Source organism: Jiangella alkaliphila (genome assembly GCF_900105925.1).
In the GTDB taxonomy this organism is placed as follows: domain Bacteria; phylum Actinomycetota; class Actinomycetes; order Jiangellales; family Jiangellaceae; genus Jiangella; species Jiangella alkaliphila.
In genome coordinates this window covers 4,793,577-4,812,076 of record NZ_LT629791.1, presented here as the reverse complement: position 1 = coordinate 4,812,076, position 18,500 = coordinate 4,793,577, and the positions used below count along the sequence as shown (strand labels likewise).

The following is an 18,500-nucleotide window of genomic DNA, read 5'->3' as shown; positions in this document are numbered from 1 at the left end:
ACACGGGGACGTCCCCGCATCTCACGATCCCGATGCGGGGACGGCCCCGGCATCACCCACCAGGGGTGATACCGCCGCCGGCCGATAGAGTGACCGATATGTCCGGAGACGAGCCCGCGGGGGAGACCGAGCCCGACCGCGTCCGGACGCCGCCGCAGCGCCGGCGGTCCGCCGCTCGCGCGGTGCCCGCCCTGCTGACGGCGCTGGCCGAGGGCTTCCTGCGCGACTCGATGATCATCGGCACGGCCGCGCTCGGACTGTTCGTCGCCGCCGGCGGGCTGCTGGCGGGTTCGGCCGGTCAGGGGGTCACCGGCGTCGTGGGCGGCGTCGGCGGGGCGGTCCTGGTGCTCGTGGCCGTTGCCAAGCACTGGTCGATCGGCCGGCAGTGGCTCACCGTCGCGATCGTGCTGGCGGTGCAGATCGGGCTGATCGCCGTCTGGACCTCCTGACCTGTCTCGACGGCGGCCCGGCGGCCCGGCGGACTACTCGCGGAGGGTCAGCTCGACCGTCAGCGTGTCGCCGTCGTCGAGCCTCTCGGCGGTCCGTACCGCCTTCTTGACCGGCAGCACGTAGCAGCCGCTCTTCGCGTCGGGGAAGATCGACGTGGACCAGGACGTGCCGCCGACCCGCACGCCGACCTTCAGCGAGCCGAACCCCGGCCGCGGCGGGCGTGGACGAGCGCGGATGTCGGCCGAGACCTCGGACGGCACCGTGACGAACACCCACGAGGCCTCGCCGCCGTAGGCCCACAGGTCGCCGTCGAACGTGTACGCCTGCTGCACCGGGCCAGTCTGGCAGCCGCCACTGACAGCCCGGGCGCGACTCGGGGCCGGCACCCCCGACCGGCCCCGAGCCTTCCCCCGCGGTGCGGCCACGTGCTCCGCCCGTACCCAGTGCACCGCGCCCGGGGCGCTCGCGGACCGGGCGAAGGTCGGCCTCCGATGGGACCAAGGTCCCGGCCGGGCCGGGCCCTCTGACCGCGCCGTCCTCGACATCGCTGCTGCTCGATGCGACACTGACCCCGGGCGGCAGGGGGTTGATCGCGCGTGTATGAGTCTGAGCACCTCCTCCCGAAGGTCCCACTCGATCAGCTGCTGGCCGAGGTGCAGGCACGGCTGCAGGCGGTGGTGGCCGCCAGGGACGGGGTGCACGCACTGCTCGAGGCCGTGGTGTCGATCGGGCGGGAGCTGGAGCTCGAGGCGGCGCTGCGCCGCATCGTCGAGGTCGCGATCGACCTCGCCGACTGCCGCTACGGCGCGCTCGGCATCATCGGCGACGACGGCCAGCTGTCGCAGTTCATCCCGATCGGCGTGACGGCCGGCGAGATCGCCCACATCGCGGAGTGGCCGCACGGGCGCGGCCTGCTCGGCCTGCTGATCAAGGAACCGAAGCCGCTGCGGCTGGGCGAGATCGCCGAGCACCCCGAGTCGTACGGGTTCCCGGCGGGGCACCCGCCGATGCGCAGCTTCCTCGGGGTGCCGATCCGGGTCCGCGACGCCGTGTTCGGCAACCTGTACCTGACGGAGAAGAACGGCGGCCGCGACTTCGACGAGCAGGACGAGACCGTGGTGACGGCGCTGGCCACGGCCGCGGGCATCGCCATCGAGAACGCCCGCCTGTACGACGCCAGCCGCCGCCGCGAGACCTGGCTGGACGCGTCGGCCGAGGTCACCCAGGCGCTGCTGTCGGGTACCGAGCTCGACGACGCGCTGGCGCTGATCGCCTCGCGCGCGCGGGCCATGTCGTCGGCGCACGCGGCGATCGTCGTCGCGCCCGACGATGGAGCGGCCGGGCTCATGCGGGTGCTCACGGCCGACGGCGACCACGCCGGCGAGCTGGACGGACTGCGGTTCTCCGCCGGCGGCACGCTGTCCGAATCGGTGCTGCGGACCGGTGAGCCGCGGGTCGTCGCCGAGATCCGTGCGGGCGCCGAGCCGGCGCCGCTGCTGGACCGGCTGCCCGCCGGGCCGGCGGTGCTGGTGCCGCTGGGCGCACCGCCGCGGCTGGTGCGCGGCGTGCTGGTGCTGGTCAGGCGGCGCGGCGAGCAGCCGTTCGCCGGTCCGGCGGTGCGCATGTTGCAGGCCTTCGCCAGCCAGGCCGCGGTCGGGCTGGAGCTGGCCGACGCCCGCAAGGACGCCGAACGGCACGGGCTGGTCGACGACCGCGAGCGCATCGCCCGCGACCTGCACGACGTCGTGGTCCAGCGGCTGTTCGCCAGCGCGATGAGCCTCACGGCCGCCGCCCGGCTGATCGACCGGCCGGACGTCGCGACGCGGGTGGAGCGCACCGTCGACGACCTCGACGCGACCATCCGGCAGATCCGCTCGACCATCTTCGCGCTGCAGTCGGCCAACGAGGACGTCATCGACACGCTGCGCGGCCGGCTGGTCGCCGTCGTGCAGTCGGCGGGGGAGCAGCTCGGGTTCGCGCCCGGCCTGCAGCTGATCGGCGAGCTGGACAACGCCGTGCCCGACGACGTCGGCGACCAGCTGGTGCCGGTGCTGCAGGAGTCGCTGTCCAACGTCGTGCGCCACGCCAAGGCGTCGCGGGCGAGCGCCGTCGTCGAGCTGTCCGGCGGCCGGCTGCGCGTCACCGTCACCGACAACGGGGTGGGGTTGCCGCCTGAGCACCACAGCAGCGGCCTGGCCAACCTGGCCGAGCGGGCCGGGCGGCTGGGCGGCACGTTCACCGCTGAGCCGGCCCCGGAGGGCGGCACCGAGGTGTGCTGGGACGTCCCGGCCGGCGCTCAGTCCGCGACGGCCTGACGCTCGCGGGCGTCGCGGCCGCTCCACGCCCAGACCAGCTCGACCAGCACGACGCCGACGGCCGCGCAGATCAGCCCGATGACGGTGTACCCGGTGTTGCTGGGGTCGAGCAGGAACAGGTCCTGGGTGAACGGCAGCACGAACATCAGCGCCGACGACGACGCCATGAGGACCACCAGCGCGATCTTCCACGGCGCGTAGGGACGGGCGACGATGGCCAGCACCCACAGCGCGATGATCGTCAGCGTGATCAGCGCTGTGGTGGTGGACTGCGTGCGCGCCTCCTCACCGGCGTCGGCGCCTTCGTAGGTGAGAATGTAGGCGACGAAACACGCCACCCCGATGACGATGCCGGCCGGCACCGACGTGCGCATCACCCGGCGGACGAAGCCCGGCCGGGCCCGCTCGGTGTTCGGCGCCAGCGACAGCACGAACGCCGGCACGCCGATGGTGAACCAGCCGGTGATCGTGACGTGCCGCGGGTAGAACGGGTACGGCAGCGCGTCGAAGCCGACCAGGCCGGGCACACCGACCATGAACGCCAGCAGCACCGAGTAGACCGTCTTGGTGAGGAACAGCGTGGCGACCCGCTCGATGTTGCCGATGACGCGGCGGCCCTCGGCCACGACGTGCGGCAGCGTCGCGAACTTGTTGTCGAGCAGCACGATCTGCGCCACCGACCGGGTGGCCGGGCTGCCGGCGCCCATGGCCACGCCGATGTCGGCGTCCTTGAGTGCGAGCACGTCGTTGACGCCGTCGCCGGTCATCGCGACCGTGTGCCCGCGCGACTGCAGCGCGCCGACCATGGCCCGCTTCTGGTCGGGCGTGACGCGGCCGAAGACGGCGTTGTCGTTCAGCACGTCGGCCAGCGCCTCGCGGTCGCCGGGCAGCGTGCGGGCGTCGACGGTGTGCGTGGCGCCGGGCAGCCCGAGCGACCCGGCGACCGCGCCGACGGAGGCCGCGTTGTCGCCGGAGATGACCTTGACGGTGACGTCCTGCTCGGCGAAGTACGCGAGCGTGTCCTTCGCGTCGGGGCGGACCTTCTGCTCCAGGACGACCAGCGCCGCCGGCGTGACGGCGCCGGGCGCGCCCACGGCGTCGACAGGCCCGTCGGAGCGGCCGAGCAGCAGCACCCGCAGCCCCTGCGCGCCGGTGCGCTCGGCGTCGTCGCGGGTGGGGTCGCCGGCCGGCAGCAGCACGTCGGGTGCGCCGAGCACCCAGTGACCGTTCCCGTCGAAGCTGGCGCCGCTCCACTTGCGCGCCGACGAGAACGGCGCGACGCCGGTGACCCGCCAGCCGGGGTCGTCGGGGTGCGCCTCGGCGATGGCCTGCAGGCTGGCGTTGGGCCGCGGGTCGGCGGCGGCCAGCGCGCCCAGCGCCGTCCGGACGCCGGCGGGGTCGCCGTCGAGGTCGCGCACCTCGGCCAGTCGCATGGCGTTCTCCGTCAGCGTGCCGGTCTTGTCGGCGCAGACGGTGTCGACCCGGGCCAGCCCCTCGATCGCGGGCAGCTCGTTGACCAGGCACTGGCGCCGGCCGAGCCGCACCACGCCGACCGCGAACGCGATGGACAGCATGAGGACCAGGCCCTCGGGCACCATCGGCACCAGCGCCGCCACCATGCCGTTCAGCGCGTCGGGGAGGTCCTGGTCGCCGGACAGCTGGTTGTAGATCGACAGCGCGCCGGCCGGGATCAGCAGGTAGGTGATGAACCGCAGGATGGTGTTGACGCCGTTGCGCAGGTCGGAGTTGACCAGGGTGAACCGGCTGGCCTCCTCGGCCAGCTTGGCCGCGTACGCCTCGCGGCCCACCTTGGTGGCGCGGTAGGCGCCGTTGCCGGCCACGACGAAGCTGCCGGACATCACCGGGTCGCCCGGGTGCTTCACCACCGGGTCGGACTCGCCGGTGAGCAGCGACTCGTCGACCTCCAGCGCGTCGGCCGCGACGACCTCGCCGTCGACGACGACCTGGTCGCCCGCGCTCATCTCGATGACGTCGTCGGCGACCACCTCGTTCGGCGCGAGGTCGACGGTGGCGCCGTCGCGTCGGACCCGCGGCCGGGCCTGCCCCACGATGGTGAGGCGGTCGAGGGTGCGCTTGGCCCGCATCTCCTGCACCAGGCCGACGACGCTGTTGGCGACGATCATCCCGCCGAACAGGCCGTCGAGCAGCGAGCCCGTCGACAGCACGATCAGGAACAGCACCAACAGGATCGCGTTGATACGGGTGAAGACGTTGGCGCGGACGATCTCCCAGACGCCGCGGCTGGCCCGGGCCGGCACGTCGTTGGTGCGACCGGCTGCGACGCGCTCTGCCACCTCCGCCGTCGTGAGCCCGCGTGCGACGTCGGCGGGCAGGGTCGTCCGGTCGGAGGTCATGGGAGGACCCTATCGGCGCGCGTCAGCGGCCGGGATGGTCTTTGGCCGCGGCCTTGAGCTGCGCCGACAGCGCCGCCGCCTGGGTGCGCCGGCTCAGGTCGAGCTTGGCGAGCAGGTTGGAGACGTAGTTCTTGATGGTCTTCTCGGCGAGGAACATCCGCTCGCCGATCTGCCGGTTCGTCAGGCCCTCGCCGATGAGGTCGAGGATGCGCCGCTCCTGGTCGGTCAGCGCGGCCAGCGGGTCGGCGCGGGTGGCGCGGTCGCGCAGCCGGGCCAGCATGCGGGCCGTGCTCTCGGGGTCGATCAGCGACTTGCCGTCGGCCAGTGCCCGGACCGCGCCGATGAGGTCGGTGCCGTGGACCTGCTTGAGGACGTAGCCCGCGGCGCCGGCCATGACGGCGTCGAACAGCGCGTCGTCGTCGGCGAACGACGTGAACATGAGGCACTGCAGTCCCGGCAGCCGCGAGCGCATCTCGCGGCAGACGGTGACGCCGTCACCGTCGGGGAGGCGGACGTCGAGGATGGCGACGTCGGGCTGGAGGGCGGGGATGCGGGCCATCGCCTGCTCGGCGGTGCCGGCCTCGCCGACCACCTCGATGTCGGGTTCGGTCTCCAGCAGGGCGGAGACGCCGCGGCGGACCACCTCGTGGTCGTCGAGCAGGAAGACGCGGACGACGCGGTCGGTGCTCACGGTGCCGACGCTACTGCGTCCCGCGGGCGCCGTCATGGGACCTTCGTCCCTTCCGGCCAGGGCCGTTCGGGAGGAGCGTGGATCGGGTGCTTCCCTCGACCCCTGCCGGCCCGGGTGGCGCGGATCCACTGGACCGGCCTACCTGTTATGCGCTCCTCGCGCGCGCCCCGATCGGCCGACTGGTCTTCACCGAGGGCGCATTGCCGGCGATCGAGCCGGTCGTGTTCGAGCTGGACGGCGACGACGTGGTGGTGCGGTTCGGGCTGACGCCGTCGCTCCCGCCCGCCGACCGGCTGGGCGTCGTGGCGTTCCAGGCCGACGAGTACGACCCGGTCGCGCGCACCGGCTGGTGCGTCGTCACGATCGGGCGGTCCACGGCGGAGGGCGACGGCCTGCGGATCAGGCCCGAGATCGTCCGCGGCCGGCGGATCGTGCCGTCAGGGGAGCCGGCCGCCGCATGAATGCGGCGTGAAGCAAGGCTGAAGACGTCCGTCCCTATCGTGGCGACCGGGCCGGTGCGGTGCCGGTGCGGGAGGGCGGATGGCCGGCTGGCGCGAGGTGTTCGGCGTCCCCGAGTTCCGTACGCTCTGGCTGGCTCAGACGCAGTCGCGCGTCGGCGACCAGCTGGCCCGGGTGGCTCTGGCGCTGCTGGTGTACGAGCGGACCGACTCGGCCGGGCTGACGGCCCTGGTCTACGCGCTGACGCTGCTGCCGCCGCTGGTCACGGCGCCGCTGCTGGCCGGGCTGGCCGACCGGTACTCGCGCCGGACGGTGATGGTGGCCGTCGACGTCGCACGGGCGGCGTTCGCCGGGCTGATGGCGATCCCCGGGATGCCGCTGCCGCTGCTGGCGGCACTCGTCGTGGCGATGACGTGCCTGCAGCCGCTGTTCGCCGCGGCCCGGAACGCGACCCTGCCGTCCGTGCTGACCGGCGACCGGTTCGCCGTCGGGCTGGGCATCGTGACGGCGACCGATGGGCTGGCCCAGGTCGCCGGGTTCACCGCCGGCGGGCTGGTGGTGGTGTGGGCGGGCGGGCCGAACGTCGCGCTCGCCGCCAACGCCGTGACGTTCCTGCTGTCGGCGGCGCTGCTGCGGTGGGGGCTGCGGCCGCACCGGCCCGGTGGAGCCGACGGCGTGCCCGCGCGGCGGCCGTCCGGGTTCGCGCTGGCCGGCGTGCGGCTGGTCGTCGGTGACCGGCGGCTGCTCGGGCTGGTGTCGCTGATCTGGCTGTTCGGCCTCTACCTGGCGCCGGAGGCGTTGGCGGCACCGTACGCGGCCCAGATCGGGGCCGGTACGTCCGCCGTCGGGCTGCTGATGGCGGCCGACGTCGCGGGATCGGTCGTCGGCGCCGCGCTGGTGACCCGCGTGCGGCCGCCGTGGAGGGATCGGCTGACGGTGCCGCTCGCCGTCGCGGCCGGGCTGCCGCTGGTGGCGACGGTCGCCGGCCCGCCGTTGCCGGTGACGGTGGCGCTGTGGGCGCTCTCCGGTCTGCTCGCGACGTACATGGTGCTGGCGCAGGTGACGTTCACCGAGGAGCTGGCCGACGAGGTGCGCGGGCGCGCCATCGGCTTCGCGTCGGCCGGCCTGCAGTCCGCGCAGGGCGTCGGCGTCCTGCTGGCCGGAGGTCTGGCGGAACTGATGCCGCCGTCGGTGGCCGTCGCCGCGTGCGCGGCCGCCGGTTCGCTGGGTGCGGTGCTGATCTGGGCGACGCTGCTGCGCGCCCGCGACGGCACCGGCCCGGCCGTTCGTCGAACAGAGGAGAGGAGGAACCATGCGTGATCGCGAGCTGCAGCGCAGCTGGGACTGGGAGCACTGATCCCGTCCGCCGAGGTCGCGCCCCGGGCGGAGTCTCGCCCGGGGCGCGACCCGGTCATCGGGCCAGCCGCTCCAGCCCGTCGAGCACCGGCGCCTGCGCCGGCCACACGTCCACCGTCAGCGCGCCGCCGTCGCCGAAGGTGAAGGTGAAGAACCCGCAGCAGGCGGTCTCGCGGGCGGCGAGGTCGCGGGCCGTCGCGAGCACGGCGGGGTCGTCCTCGAGCGTGAGCCGCAGCCGGGTGGGCGAGACGCGGTCCGGCTGTCGGGCGGAGCGGGCGAACAGGTCGGCGAACTCGGCCAGTCGCAGCGGCCGGTCCGCCGACGGCAGCGTGCACGAGTCGGGGATGAACGAGGCGTTGTCCATGTCCCGACGGTAAACCCGTACCCACGTACCGGATGCAACCTCCTTCCGCCCGCCGCCCCGAGTTGATCTTGGAGTTGTTCGGCCATCTATCGGGCATTCCGGACCGCAATTGCCGAAGAACTCCAAGATCAACGTGCTGGGTCCACGCGGGCGGGGGTGGTGAGCACGCGGGGGCCGTCCAGGACGCGCAGCCGGCCGGTGACCTCCAGCTCGGCGGCGACCGGGAGGTCCTCGCTGGATCGGCCGGCGGCCAGGGTGAACGTGCCGGGCTCGACGACGCGGCGCAGGTCCAGGCCGGTGAACGAGGTGCGGTCGGCGTGGACGGTGAACGTGACGCGGCGCGCGTCGCCGGGCGCCAGCGGGACCCGCCGGTAGCCGATCAGCTCGCGCACCGGTCGGACCGTCTGCGCGACGTGGTCGGTGAGGTAGAGCTGGACGATCTCGGCGGCCGGCCGCGCGCCGGTGTTGCGCACCGTCACCGTCACGTCGACCCGGCCGTCCGACGGCATCGACGACGCGCTGAGCGTCAGCGCCTCGTACGCCACCGTCGTGTACGACAGCCCGTGCCCGAACGGGTACAGCGGCGCCGGGTCGAGACTGGAGACGCCGTCGGTGCGCTGGTCCAGCGGCGCTGCCCGGTAGGTGGGCAGCGACGACGACGGCGTGCGCGGGACGGCGACCGGGAGCCGGCCGCTCGGGTCCACCCGCCCGGACAGCACGCCGGCGATCGCGGCGCCGCCCTCCTCGCCCGGGAAGAACGCCTGCACGACGGCCGCGCACCGGGGCGCCAGGTCGCCGAGCGCGTACGGCCGCCCGGACACCACGACCAGCACCACCGGCGTCCCGGTGTCCAGCACCGCCGTCACCAGGTCCGCCTGGACGCCCGGCAGCGTGAGGTCCGGCGCGTCGCAGCCCTCGCCGGACGTGCCGCGTCCGAACAGCCCGGCGAGGTCGCCGACCGCGACGATCGCGACGTCCGCCTGTGCCGCCAGCGCCACCGCCGCGGCGAACCCGGACCGGTCGTCGCCGGTGATCGCGGCGCCTTGCGCGTGCGTCACGTCCGCGCCGGCGTGCTCCACGCGAAGCGCGTCCAGCAGCGTCGGCACCGCGATGCCGAGGTCGTCGCCGCCCTGCTTGGCCAGCACGTGGTTCGGGAAGGAGTAGCAGCCGAGGAACGTGCGCGGCTCGACGGCGGTGGTCCCGACGACGGCGACCCGGCCCGGCCCCGGCGCGAGCGGCAGCGTCCCGTCGTTGGACAGCAGCACGACCGACCGCTCGGCCAGTCGGCGGGCCAGCGACCGGTTGCCGGGGGAGTCGAGGTCGACGCCGTCGTCCGCCCGCGGCGCCCAGTCGGGGTCGAGCAGGCCGAGCCGGGCCTTCTGCAGCAGCACCCGGCGGGCCGCGTCGTCCAGCACCGCCTCGGGGACGGCGCCAGAACGGACCAGCGCAGCGAGCCCGGCGAAGCCGACCGTCTCGGGCAGCTCGACGTCCACGCCGGCGGCCAGGGCGAGCGCGCCGGCGCCGTCGTCGTCCGCCGCGATCCGGTGCGTCCGGCGCAGGAACGGGACCGCCCAGTAGTCCGAAACGACGGTCCCGTCGAACCCCCACTCGTCCCGCAGTACCGACGTCAGCAGCGTCCGGCTGGCCGTGGGCGGGGCGCCGTCGACGGCCGCGTAGGACGGCATCACCGAGCCGGCGCCGCCCTCGCGGATCGCCAGCTCGAACGGCGGCAGCAGCACGTCGGCCAGCTCCCGCGGGCCCATCGCGACCGGCGCGTGGTTGCGCGCCGACCGTGACGCCGAGTAGCCGGCGAAGTGCTTGAGCGTCGCCACGAGCCCGGTGGACTGCAGGCCGCGCACGTACGCCGTCGCCACTGTCGCGACCAGGTACGGGTCCTCGCCGATCGACTCCTCGACCCGGCCCCAGCGGTAGTCGCGGACGACGTCGAGCACCGGCGCGAGTCCTTGGTCGACGCCGACGGCGCGCAGGTCGCGGCCGATCGCGGCGGCGACCTCCTCGACCAGGTCCGGGTCGAAGGCGGCGCCCCAGGCCAGCGGCGTCGGGTAGACGGTGGCGCCGTACGCCGTGAACCCGGTCAGGCACTCCTCGTGCGCGATGGCCGGGATCGCGAACCGCGACGCCTTCTGGATGCGCGTCTGCCGCTCGCGCAGGTCCGCGACGCCGTCCGCCACCGAGACGGGCACCGTCCCGAACACCCGGGTGAGGTGGCCCAGCCCGTGCTCGATCGCCGCCTCGAACGATTGCGGCCCGGTCATCTCGCCCTCCATCGGCGCGACGTCGCCGCCCGGTTCGTCCGGCCGGAACCAGAAGCTGCCCAGCTGGCCGGCCTTCTCCTCCGGCGTCATCGCGGCCAGCAGCGCGTCGACGCGCTCGGTCTCAGCGGTCATCGAATCCTCACTTACCGAAGCCGGCGGTCAGGCCGGACACCAGCTGGCGGCGGCCGACGATGAACGCGGCCAGGACGGGGAGCGCGGACAGGGTCACCGCGGCCAGCACCGCCGGCACGTTGACGGCGAATTGGCCCTGGTAGGTCCACAGCGACAGCGGCAGCACGCGCACCGACGAGCTCTGCGTCAGGACCAGCGGGAACAGGAACCCGTTCCACACCTGCAGCGCCTGGTAGATGCCGACGGTCAGCAGCGCCGGCCGGCTCAGCGGCAGCACCAGCGCCAGCAGGATGCGCCCGTGCCCGGCGCCGTCGGCGCGCATCGACTCGAACAGCTCCGCCGGGATGTCGCGGACGAAGTTGACGATGATCAGCACGCTGATCGGGATGGCGAACGCGATGGCCGGCAGCACCAGTGCGACCAGGCTGTCGTACAGCCCGAGCCGCACGATCAGGTAGTAGACCGGGATGATCGTCGCCTGCACGGGGATCGCCAGGCCCAGCAGCACCAGCCGCAGCGTGCCGCGCGACAGCGGCGTCCCGGAGCGGACCAGGTAGTACGACGCCATCAGCGACACCGTCAGGATCACCACCACCGACGCGACGGTGACGACGAGGCTGTTGGTCAGGTAGCGCAGGAAGTCGTTCTCCAGCACCAGCCGGTACGCGTCCAGCGTCGGGTCCGCGGGCGGCAGCAGCGGGTTCTCGACGTAGTAGTCCTGCTGCCGGCGCAGGCTGGTGAGCACCAGGTAGTAGACCGGCACGATCGTCACGACGACCCACACCAGGCCGCCCAGGGCGCCCAGCACGTTCGGCGTCTCGCGGATCCGGCGCCGGCTCATGCCGCGCCCGCCTGCTGGCTCTGCATGCGGCTCGAGCCGGAGACGCGGCTGAGGAACAGCGACAGCGCGAGGCCGATCGCCACCAGGATCACGGCGATGACGCTGGCCGGGCCCATCTGGTAGCTGCGGAACCCGGTGAGGTACATGTCCAGCGGCAGGATCCTCGTCGCGTCGCCCGGCCCGCCGCCGGTCAGCACGAACACCAGGTCGAAGTACGTCAGCGAGCCGACCAGCATCAGCGTCGACGACGTCACGATCGTGTAGCGCAGCTGCGGGAGCGTCACCCACCGGAACTGCTGCCACCGTCCGGCGCCGTCCAGCGTCGCCGCCTCGTACAGCGACGCCGGGATCTGCCGGACGCCGGCCTGGTAGAGCAGCGCGTGGAACGGGACGAAGCACCAGCCGACGACGAAGATCACCGCGTAGAGCGCGAGGTCCGGGTCGCCCAGCCAGTTCGTCGACAGCGTGCCGGGGGAGAAGGCGCGGGACAGCCCGAAGTTCGGGTCCAGCAGCGACCGGAACACGATGCCGATGGCCGCCGACGAGAACAGCAGCGGCAGGAAGTACAGCACCGCGAAGGCCGCCCGGTAGCGCTGCCGTCCGGCGGTGAACACGCCGAGCAGCAGCGCGACCGGCGCCTGGAACAGGAACGACACGACCACGAACACGACGGTGCGCCCGAGCGCCTCGCGGGTGGCCGGGTCGGTGACGGTGTCGATCCAGATGCTCGTCCCGGCCCAGCGCGGCGTGCCGAGCCCGTCCCACTCCATGAACGACAGGACGGCGACGCCGCCGAGGGGGAGCAGTGCGAACAGGGCGAAGAACGCGAGCGCCGGTACGGCCAGCCAGAACGACGGGCCCTTCGACCGTCCGCATTCCACTCCTCATGTGTCGCGCCGCGCACATCCTGCCTGTCCAGCCCTCCATCGGTGACGGGCCGACGACTCGTGGGAGCCTCCGGCCCCCAGTCGCCGCCGGCGTGCACGGCGCTCGACGGGTCAGAGCGTGGCGTTCATCGCGTCGACGAACTGCTGCGGGGTGATCTCGCCGAGGAAGATCTGGCTGAGGTTCGTCAGCAGCTCCTGCGCCTGGTCGGCCGGGAGCGCCTGGTCCCAGGAGAGCTGGAAGTGCGGCGCGTCCTGCACCAGCCCATAGGCGAAGCCGAGGTACTCGGCGTCGTCGCTCTGCGCGATCTGGTCCTCCAGCCCCGCGACCGGCGGGACGCTGCCGGCGTCGAGCATGGCGGTGAGCTGGTCGTCGTCGTAGACGAACTCGTTGAGGTAGTCCAGCGCGGTCTGCTGCGCCGCGTCGTCCGCCGAGGCGGAGATCGACCAGAAGTTGGCCGGGTTGCCGACGATGTTCGCCGGGTCGCCGCTACCGTCCTCGATCGTCGGGAACGTCGTGAACCCGAGCGCGGACGTCGCGAACTCCGGGTTGTCGGTGTGGAAGGTCGCGTAGACCCAGCTGCCCTGCAGCAGCATGGCGGCGCGGCCGGTGTGCACCAGCGCGGCGTCGGCGCTCTGGTCAGCGGCGACCGACGCGAACGCGTCGCCGAACCCGCCGGCGTCGACCAGCTCCTGGATCTTCGTCAGCGCCTCCGTGATCGCCGGGTCGGACCAGGCGTCGGGTGTGCCGTCGAGAACCGCCTGGAACACCTCGGGGCCGCCGATGCGGTCGGTGAGGTACTGGATCCACATCAGCTCCGGCCAGACGCTCTGCCCGGCCAGCGAGAACGGGATGATGCCGGCGTCGCTGAACGTCGCGACCGCGTCGAGGGTCTCCTGCCAGGTGGTCGGCACCTCGATGCCGGCCTGCGCGAACAGGTCCTCGTTGTAGTAGAGGACGACCGGCTGGACGTCGTTCATCGGGACCGCGTAGGTGGTGCCGTCGATGGCGCCGTTCTGCGCGACGGACGGCATGACGCGGTCGACGAGCGCCTGGGTGTCGGCGCCGATGTCGACGACCTGGTCGTTCGCGACGTAGTCGGCCAGTGTGCCGCCGGTCCAGTTCATGACCAGCGTCGGTGCCTCGCCGGATCCGACCGAGGTGCGGATCTTCTCCTTGTACGCGTCGTTCTCGAACTCCTCGACCGCGATCGGCTGGTCGTCGTGCTCGCCGTTCCAGCGCTCGAACGATGCGGCCGTGACGGGCCAGCCGCCGCCGGTGAGGATCCAGGCGCTGGCGGCGCCGCCCTCGGTTCCGTTCTCATCGCTGCCGCTGGTGCTGTCGTCGCTGCCGTCAGTGGAGTCGCCGGGGCTCGCACCCCCGCACGCCGCGAGTGTGAGCGCCGTGGCGGCGAACGTCGCTGCCGTCACGGCACGGAGTCTGATGTGCCTCATTGCGCCATCCTGTCCTCGTGAAGCGGCTGGGTCCGAAACAGTTGCGACGTTGTTTCGGATGCGAGGGAGCGTAACGAGGCGGGTCGATGGCGTCAATGCCCTCTTGACAGGGAGTGTGTGCTCGAAATAGTTTCGGACGTATGCGAAGAGAGCGGCCGACCCTCGACACCGTCGCGCAAGCCGCCGGGGTGTCGAAGGCGACGGTGTCGAAGGTGCTCAACGGGCGCGGCGACGTCGCGGCGGCGACCCGGGAGCGGGTGCACGAGGCGATCGGGTCGCTCGGCTACGTTCCCAGCACCGGCCGGCGGGTGCACGACACCACGCCCACCGTCACCGTCCTGTTCGACGCGTTCGTGAACCTGTACTCGGCGCAGGTGCTCTCCGGCGTGGTCTCCGCCGGCAACGAGCAGGGCGTCGACGTCGTCGTCACACACCTGGCCGGGTCGTCGGCTCTGACGCCCGGCTGGTTCCGCGGGCTGTCCGCCAAGGGACATCACGGGCTGATCGTCGTCACGACCGAGGTTCGGCCCGACCAGGTCCGCGCCTGCGCCGACGCCGGCCTCGGCCTGGTCGCCGTCGACCCCGTCTCGATCGACCCCAGCACGACCGACCAGCTGGTCAGCGTCAGCGCCACCAACTGGTCAGGCGGGCTGCAGGCGACCGAGCACCTGCTCGGGCTGGGGCACCGGCGCATCGGCTTCGCCGGCGGCCCGCCCGCGTCGCGGCCGGCGCAGCAGCGGCTGCACGGTCATTTGGCGGCGTTGAGCAGCCGGGATGTCGTTCTCGACGACTCCCTGGTGCTGCAGGTCGGCTTCAGCCACGAGGACGGCCGCGCAATGGCCGGGCGCCTGCTCGACCTCGCCGACCCGCCGACGGCCATCGTCGCCGGCTGCGACGCGTCCGCCCTGGGCGTCATGGAGGAGGCCCGCCGGCGCGGCCTGCGCCTGCCGGAAGACCTCAGCATCGTCGGCTTCGACGACACCTACGCCGCCGCCTGGACGTCGCCCCAGCTCACCACCGTGCGCCAGCCCATGCGCGAGATGGGCCGGGTCGCCCTGCGGACGCTGCTGGGGCTCGCCCAGGGCCAGCGCCCCGAGACCCACCACTTCGAGCTCGCCACGACGCTGATCGAGCGCAGCTCCACCGCGCCGCTGCGCTGATCACCGATTCTCGTCGAGCGAAGATCTCCCCCTGGCTCGCTCTCCGGCGTGGGGATGTCATGGACACCACGTCTGAGCCGGGACTTCCGACGAGAGAAGGCGACGTGTGCGGCATCGCGGGATGGGTGTCATATGACTCGGACCTGAGCGCCAGCCGGGACATTGTCGACGCCATGGTCGCGACCATGGCGCGCCGCGGACCCGACGACTCCGGCGTCTGGCTACGGCACGACGTCGCGCTCGGTCATCGCAGACTTGCGGTGATCGATCTGGACGGCGGCAAGCAACCCATGACGTTCGATACCCCGAACGGCACCGTGGCGCTCACGTACAGCGGCGAGGTCTACAACTACCTGGAGTTGCGCCGCGAACTGCTCCAGAAGGGCCACCGGTTCCGGACGCGGAGCGACACGGAGGTCGTGCTGCACGGCTATCTGGAGTGGGGCGACGGCCTCGTCGACCATCTCAATGGAATGTTCGCCTTCGCGATCTGGGACGACCGGGACTCCCGCCTGCTGTTGATCCGCGATCGCCTCGGCGTGAAGCCGCTCTACTACTATCCGACGCCGGACGGCGTCCTCTTCGGGTCCGAACCCAAGGCGATTCTCGCCCACCCGTCGGTCAGGAAGGTCGTCGACCTCGATGGTTTACGCGGCCTGCTGTCGCACCGTCTCTACACCAAACCGCCCGGGTGGTCGCTGTGGAAGGGGATGAGCGAGGTCCTTCCCGGCACGATCGTGTCCGTCGAGTCCGGTGGCATCAAGAGCCGCACGTACTGGCGGCTGCAGCCGTCGGAGCACCGCGACGACCGTGAGACGACGATCGAACACGTACGAGAGCTCCTGGACGACATCGTCCGGCGACAGCTCGTCGCCGACGTGCCGCGGTGCGTCCTGCTCTCCGGCGGCCTCGACTCCAGCACCATCACCGGTCTCGCCGCGCGGCACCTGGACGACGACGGCGATTCCTTGCGGACGTTCTCCGTCGACTTCGCCGGGTACGAGGAGAATTTCACCCCGCAGGAAGGTTGCGAGGCGCCCGACTCCCAGTTCGTCCGCGAAATGGCTGCCTATCACCAGCTGAACCACGAGGTGGTCATGCTGGACCCGGAGATGCTGAAGGATCCGGCCGTGCGCCGAGCCGGCATCGCGGCCCGCGACCTGCCGACAGGATTCGGTGACCTCGACACCTCGCTGTATCTCCTGTTCGACGCCATCAGCGCCAACTCGACCGTCGCCTTGTCCGGAGAATCGGCCGACGAGGTGTTCGGCGGCTACCTCTGGTTCCACGACGAAGCCGCCCAACGGGACGCCACCTTCCCCTGGATCTCGTTCATCCGGTCCCGCGTGGGCGACCCGCTCCCATGGGTGTCCGAGGACCTGCGGCGCAAAACGGAGCTTGACGACTACATCGACGAGCTCTACCGAAGCGCGGCGGCCGAGGCCGGCCACCTCGACGACGAGAGCGAGACGGAACGGCGCATGCGCACAGTCTTCTATCTGAGCGTCGCCCGCTTCGTGCGCTATCTGCTCGACCGGAAGGACCGCCTGTCCATGTCCGTCGGCCTGGAGGTGCGCGTGCCGTTCTGCGACCATCGCCTCGTCGAGTACATCTACAACACGCCGTGGGCGCTGAAGACCTTCGACGGCCGGGAGAAGAGCCTGCTCCGTGCGGCGAGCGGAGAGGTCGTCCCGCGTTCGATCCGCGATCGGAAGAAGGCGGCGTATCCGCTGACGCAGGACCCCGGCTATCTGCGAAGCATCCAGGACCAGGCGCGGGATCTGCTCGGCGAATCGTCCAGCCCGGTGTTCGAGCTGGTCGACCGGGCGTGGCTGACGCGGGCCGCGACGGCGGAGGTCTCGGCGGCGCCCGCCGACACGCGATTCGGCATCGAGGCGGCCCTGGACCTGCATCACTGGTTCGATCTCTACCGGCCACGTCTCGAGCTCTGACACCGGGACGTCGGTGGCGTGCCCTCCGGCACGCGTGATTCAATCATCGAAACAACCGTTTCGCCTGAATCACCGCGTCCGGAGGTCGGCATGTTCATCGTGCCCGAGTCCGATGAGCTCCAGCGGGTCGCCCGGTCGCTCGGCTTCGAACTGGCCGGTCACGAGGTGGCGACCTATCAGCGACTCGTGGCCGACGGTCTCGAGGTGCTCGACGACTTCATGAACCTGCGGCTCCAGGAACCGCCGCCACCGGCGGCCGACGTGCGGCGGGGAGTGCCCTACAGGCCCGACGCGGCGGAGGATCCGTTGAACGCGTGGGTGCGGAAGTGCTCGTTCGGCGGCGACGCCGCGGGCGCCCTCGCCGGGAGGACCGTCTCGTTCAAGGACACCATCGTGGTCGCTGGCATCCCGTCGACGCTGGGGTCGCACGGTGTCGACCACCTGATGCCCGACTTCGACTCCACGGTCGCGCGGCGGGTCCTCGAGGCGGGCGCGACGGTCGTCGGGACGAACGCGGTGGTCGGCGGCTTCGGCGAGGTCAGCGACGCCCGGCGCCCGAAGAACCCGCACGACCCGACCCGGCTGGCCGGTGGGACGTCGTCCGGCGGCGCGGTCGCGGCAGCGGCCGGCGAGGTCGACATCGCCTTCGGCGGTGACCAGGGCGGCTCCGTCCGGATCCCGGCGGCGTGGTCGGGCGCGATCGGCCTCAAGCCCACGTTTGGCCTGGTGTCCCACTTCGGGGTCGTGTCGGACAACGACCCGACCGTCGACCACGTCGGGCCGATCGCCCGCAGCGTCGAGGACATCGCGGCCGCGTTGGACGTCGTCGCGGGGTACGACGGCCTGGACCCGCGTCAGGGGCGGCACATCCCGGACGCCGTCGACACCTCGTCGACCCTGGCCGACGGCGTCGACGGGCTGACCATCGGGCTGCTCGACGAGGCATTCCTCGACGCCGATCCGGAGGTGGCCGCGGTCGTGCGGTCGGCAGCGGTCGTGTTGCGAGCCGCGGGCGCGAAGATCGTTGACGTCTCCGTACCGGAGCATCTGGCCGTGACGCCCGCGTACGCGGCGCTGACGCTGGACGGCAGCCACGCCGTCGGCCGGGCCGGCATCTCCGCGCTGGGGGAGACGTACTACCCGCCCTCACTCGCCGCGGCACTCGGCCGGTCGTGGCGCATGGAAGTGGAGCGCTATCCCGAACGCCGGCTGCAGCGCCTGCTCGGCGAGCTCAGCGCGCGCGTCTTCGAGGGCAGGCTCTACGCCAGGGCGCAGAACGTGCGGCCCACCTTCGTGGCGGCCTACGACCGGGCCCTGGTCGACGTCGACGTCCTGCTCATGCCGACCTGCCTGACGACGGCGCCGGTGTTCCGCGAGCGGCCGCGGTTCCCGGCGAACCTGCAGCCGGCCGGGGGCGACGGCGAGGGCGACGGAGACCGCGCCATGGGTCTGCCGGGCCTGCGCAACACCCTCCAGTTCAACTACACGGGGCATCCGGCGTTGACCATCCCGTGCGGACGGTCGCAGGGCCTCCCGGTGGGCATGCAGCTGGTCGGCCGCTACCTGGAGGAGGCCGTCCTGCTGCGGGCCGGCTACGCGTTCCAGCACTCCGTCCGATTCGACGAGCTGATCGCGGTCGAGGCGGCCGGTTGAGCCTCGGGCGCGCGCTGTTCACGTACTCGTAACGCAGGAGTGGCCCATGTCACGTGGCCGTAATGGCCGCCGCACGCCCGAGTAACGACGGGTCGCCACCATCACAGGGACGTGGCCGGCCTGTGAACGGGCCGGCG

The 18,500-nt window shown here is 72.4% G+C and carries 15 protein-coding genes; 7 read left to right on the top strand and 8 right to left on the bottom strand.

Features of this window, described 5'->3' with window-relative positions; translation table 11 throughout:
- The first annotated feature begins 98 nt into the window (after positions 1-98).
- Entirely contained in the window at positions 99-449 is a 351-nt protein-coding gene (locus tag BLV05_RS21960) for a hypothetical protein (protein WP_046770452.1), read from the top strand.
- A gap of 33 nt (positions 450-482) precedes the next feature.
- Here the strand turns inward: BLV05_RS21960 and BLV05_RS37775 are convergent, their stop codons facing one another.
- Positions 483-782, bottom strand: coding sequence for a DUF1905 domain-containing protein (locus BLV05_RS37775; RefSeq protein ID WP_046770451.1), 300 nt, complete (start codon positions 780-782; stop codon positions 483-485).
- Between the two features lie 264 nt (positions 783-1,046).
- Between BLV05_RS37775 and BLV05_RS21950 the strand changes: the two genes are divergently transcribed.
- The gene (locus BLV05_RS21950) at positions 1,047-2,765 is read left to right on the top strand and encodes a sensor histidine kinase (protein WP_046770450.1); all 1,719 of its coding nucleotides are present in this window, start codon (positions 1,047-1,049) and stop codon (positions 2,763-2,765) included.
- Here BLV05_RS21950 and BLV05_RS21945 read toward each other — a convergent pair.
- Positions 2,747-5,140, bottom strand: coding sequence for an HAD-IC family P-type ATPase (locus tag BLV05_RS21945; RefSeq protein ID WP_046770449.1), 2,394 nt, complete (start codon positions 5,138-5,140; stop codon positions 2,747-2,749). The genes BLV05_RS21950 and BLV05_RS21945 overlap by 19 nt on opposite strands.
- Before the next feature lie 22 nt (positions 5,141-5,162).
- A complete protein-coding gene (locus BLV05_RS21940; protein WP_046770448.1) occupies positions 5,163-5,867 on the bottom strand; it encodes a response regulator in 705 nt (234 codons plus the stop codon).
- Between the two features lie 50 nt (positions 5,868-5,917).
- Here BLV05_RS21940 and BLV05_RS21935 point away from each other — a divergent pair, with 50 nt between their 5' ends.
- The gene (locus tag BLV05_RS21935) at positions 5,918-6,292 is read left to right on the top strand and encodes a pyridoxamine 5'-phosphate oxidase family protein (RefSeq protein ID WP_046770447.1); all 375 of its coding nucleotides are present in this window, start codon (positions 5,918-5,920) and stop codon (positions 6,290-6,292) included.
- A 79-nt stretch (positions 6,293-6,371) separates the two neighbouring features.
- Positions 6,372-7,610 (top strand): MFS transporter, encoded by a 1,239-nt coding sequence (locus tag BLV05_RS21930; RefSeq protein WP_046770446.1) that lies wholly within the window; start codon positions 6,372-6,374, stop codon positions 7,608-7,610.
- 91 nt (positions 7,611-7,701) lie between these two features.
- Here BLV05_RS21930 and BLV05_RS21925 read toward each other — a convergent pair whose 3' ends face one another.
- The 5 genes from BLV05_RS21925 to BLV05_RS21905 all read right to left on the bottom strand — a co-directional run bounded on the left by BLV05_RS21925 (position 7,702) and on the right by BLV05_RS21905 (position 13,598).
- A complete protein-coding gene (locus BLV05_RS21925; protein WP_046770445.1) occupies positions 7,702-8,010 on the bottom strand; it encodes a hypothetical protein in 309 nt (102 codons plus the stop codon).
- Between the two features lie 128 nt (positions 8,011-8,138).
- Positions 8,139-10,418 carry a glycoside hydrolase family 3 N-terminal domain-containing protein gene (locus BLV05_RS21920; RefSeq protein WP_046770444.1) on the bottom strand — a complete coding sequence of 760 codons (2,280 nt, stop codon included), beginning with the start codon at positions 10,416-10,418 and terminating at the stop codon, positions 8,139-8,141.
- A gap of 7 nt (positions 10,419-10,425) precedes the next feature.
- Positions 10,426-11,259, bottom strand: coding sequence for a carbohydrate ABC transporter permease (locus BLV05_RS21915; RefSeq protein ID WP_046770443.1), 834 nt, complete (start codon positions 11,257-11,259; stop codon positions 10,426-10,428).
- On the bottom strand, positions 11,256-12,140 hold the full coding sequence (locus BLV05_RS21910; RefSeq protein ID WP_046770442.1) for a carbohydrate ABC transporter permease: 885 nt from the start codon (positions 12,138-12,140) through the stop codon (positions 11,256-11,258). Before BLV05_RS21910 ends, BLV05_RS21915 begins: the two co-directional genes overlap by 4 nt.
- A gap of 117 nt (positions 12,141-12,257) precedes the next feature.
- The gene (locus BLV05_RS21905; RefSeq protein WP_046770441.1) at positions 12,258-13,598 is read right to left on the bottom strand and encodes an extracellular solute-binding protein; all 1,341 of its coding nucleotides are present in this window, start codon (positions 13,596-13,598) and stop codon (positions 12,258-12,260) included.
- A gap of 140 nt (positions 13,599-13,738) precedes the next feature.
- Here BLV05_RS21905 and BLV05_RS21900 point away from each other — a divergent pair, with 140 nt between their 5' ends.
- The 3 genes from BLV05_RS21900 to BLV05_RS21890 all read left to right on the top strand — a co-directional run bounded on the left by BLV05_RS21900 (position 13,739) and on the right by BLV05_RS21890 (position 18,363).
- Positions 13,739-14,758 (top strand): LacI family DNA-binding transcriptional regulator, encoded by a 1,020-nt coding sequence (locus BLV05_RS21900; protein WP_046770440.1) that lies wholly within the window; start codon positions 13,739-13,741, stop codon positions 14,756-14,758.
- Positions 14,759-14,862: 104 nt separating this feature from the next.
- On the top strand, positions 14,863-16,710 hold the full coding sequence (asnB, locus tag BLV05_RS21895; protein ID WP_046770439.1) for an asparagine synthase (glutamine-hydrolyzing): 1,848 nt from the start codon (positions 14,863-14,865) through the stop codon (positions 16,708-16,710).
- A gap of 90 nt (positions 16,711-16,800) precedes the next feature.
- Positions 16,801-18,363: an amidase family protein gene (locus tag BLV05_RS21890; RefSeq protein WP_052762742.1), complete on the top strand. Its 1,563-nt coding sequence runs from the start codon at positions 16,801-16,803 to the stop codon at positions 18,361-18,363.
- The last annotated feature ends 137 nt before the right edge of the window (positions 18,364-18,500 follow it).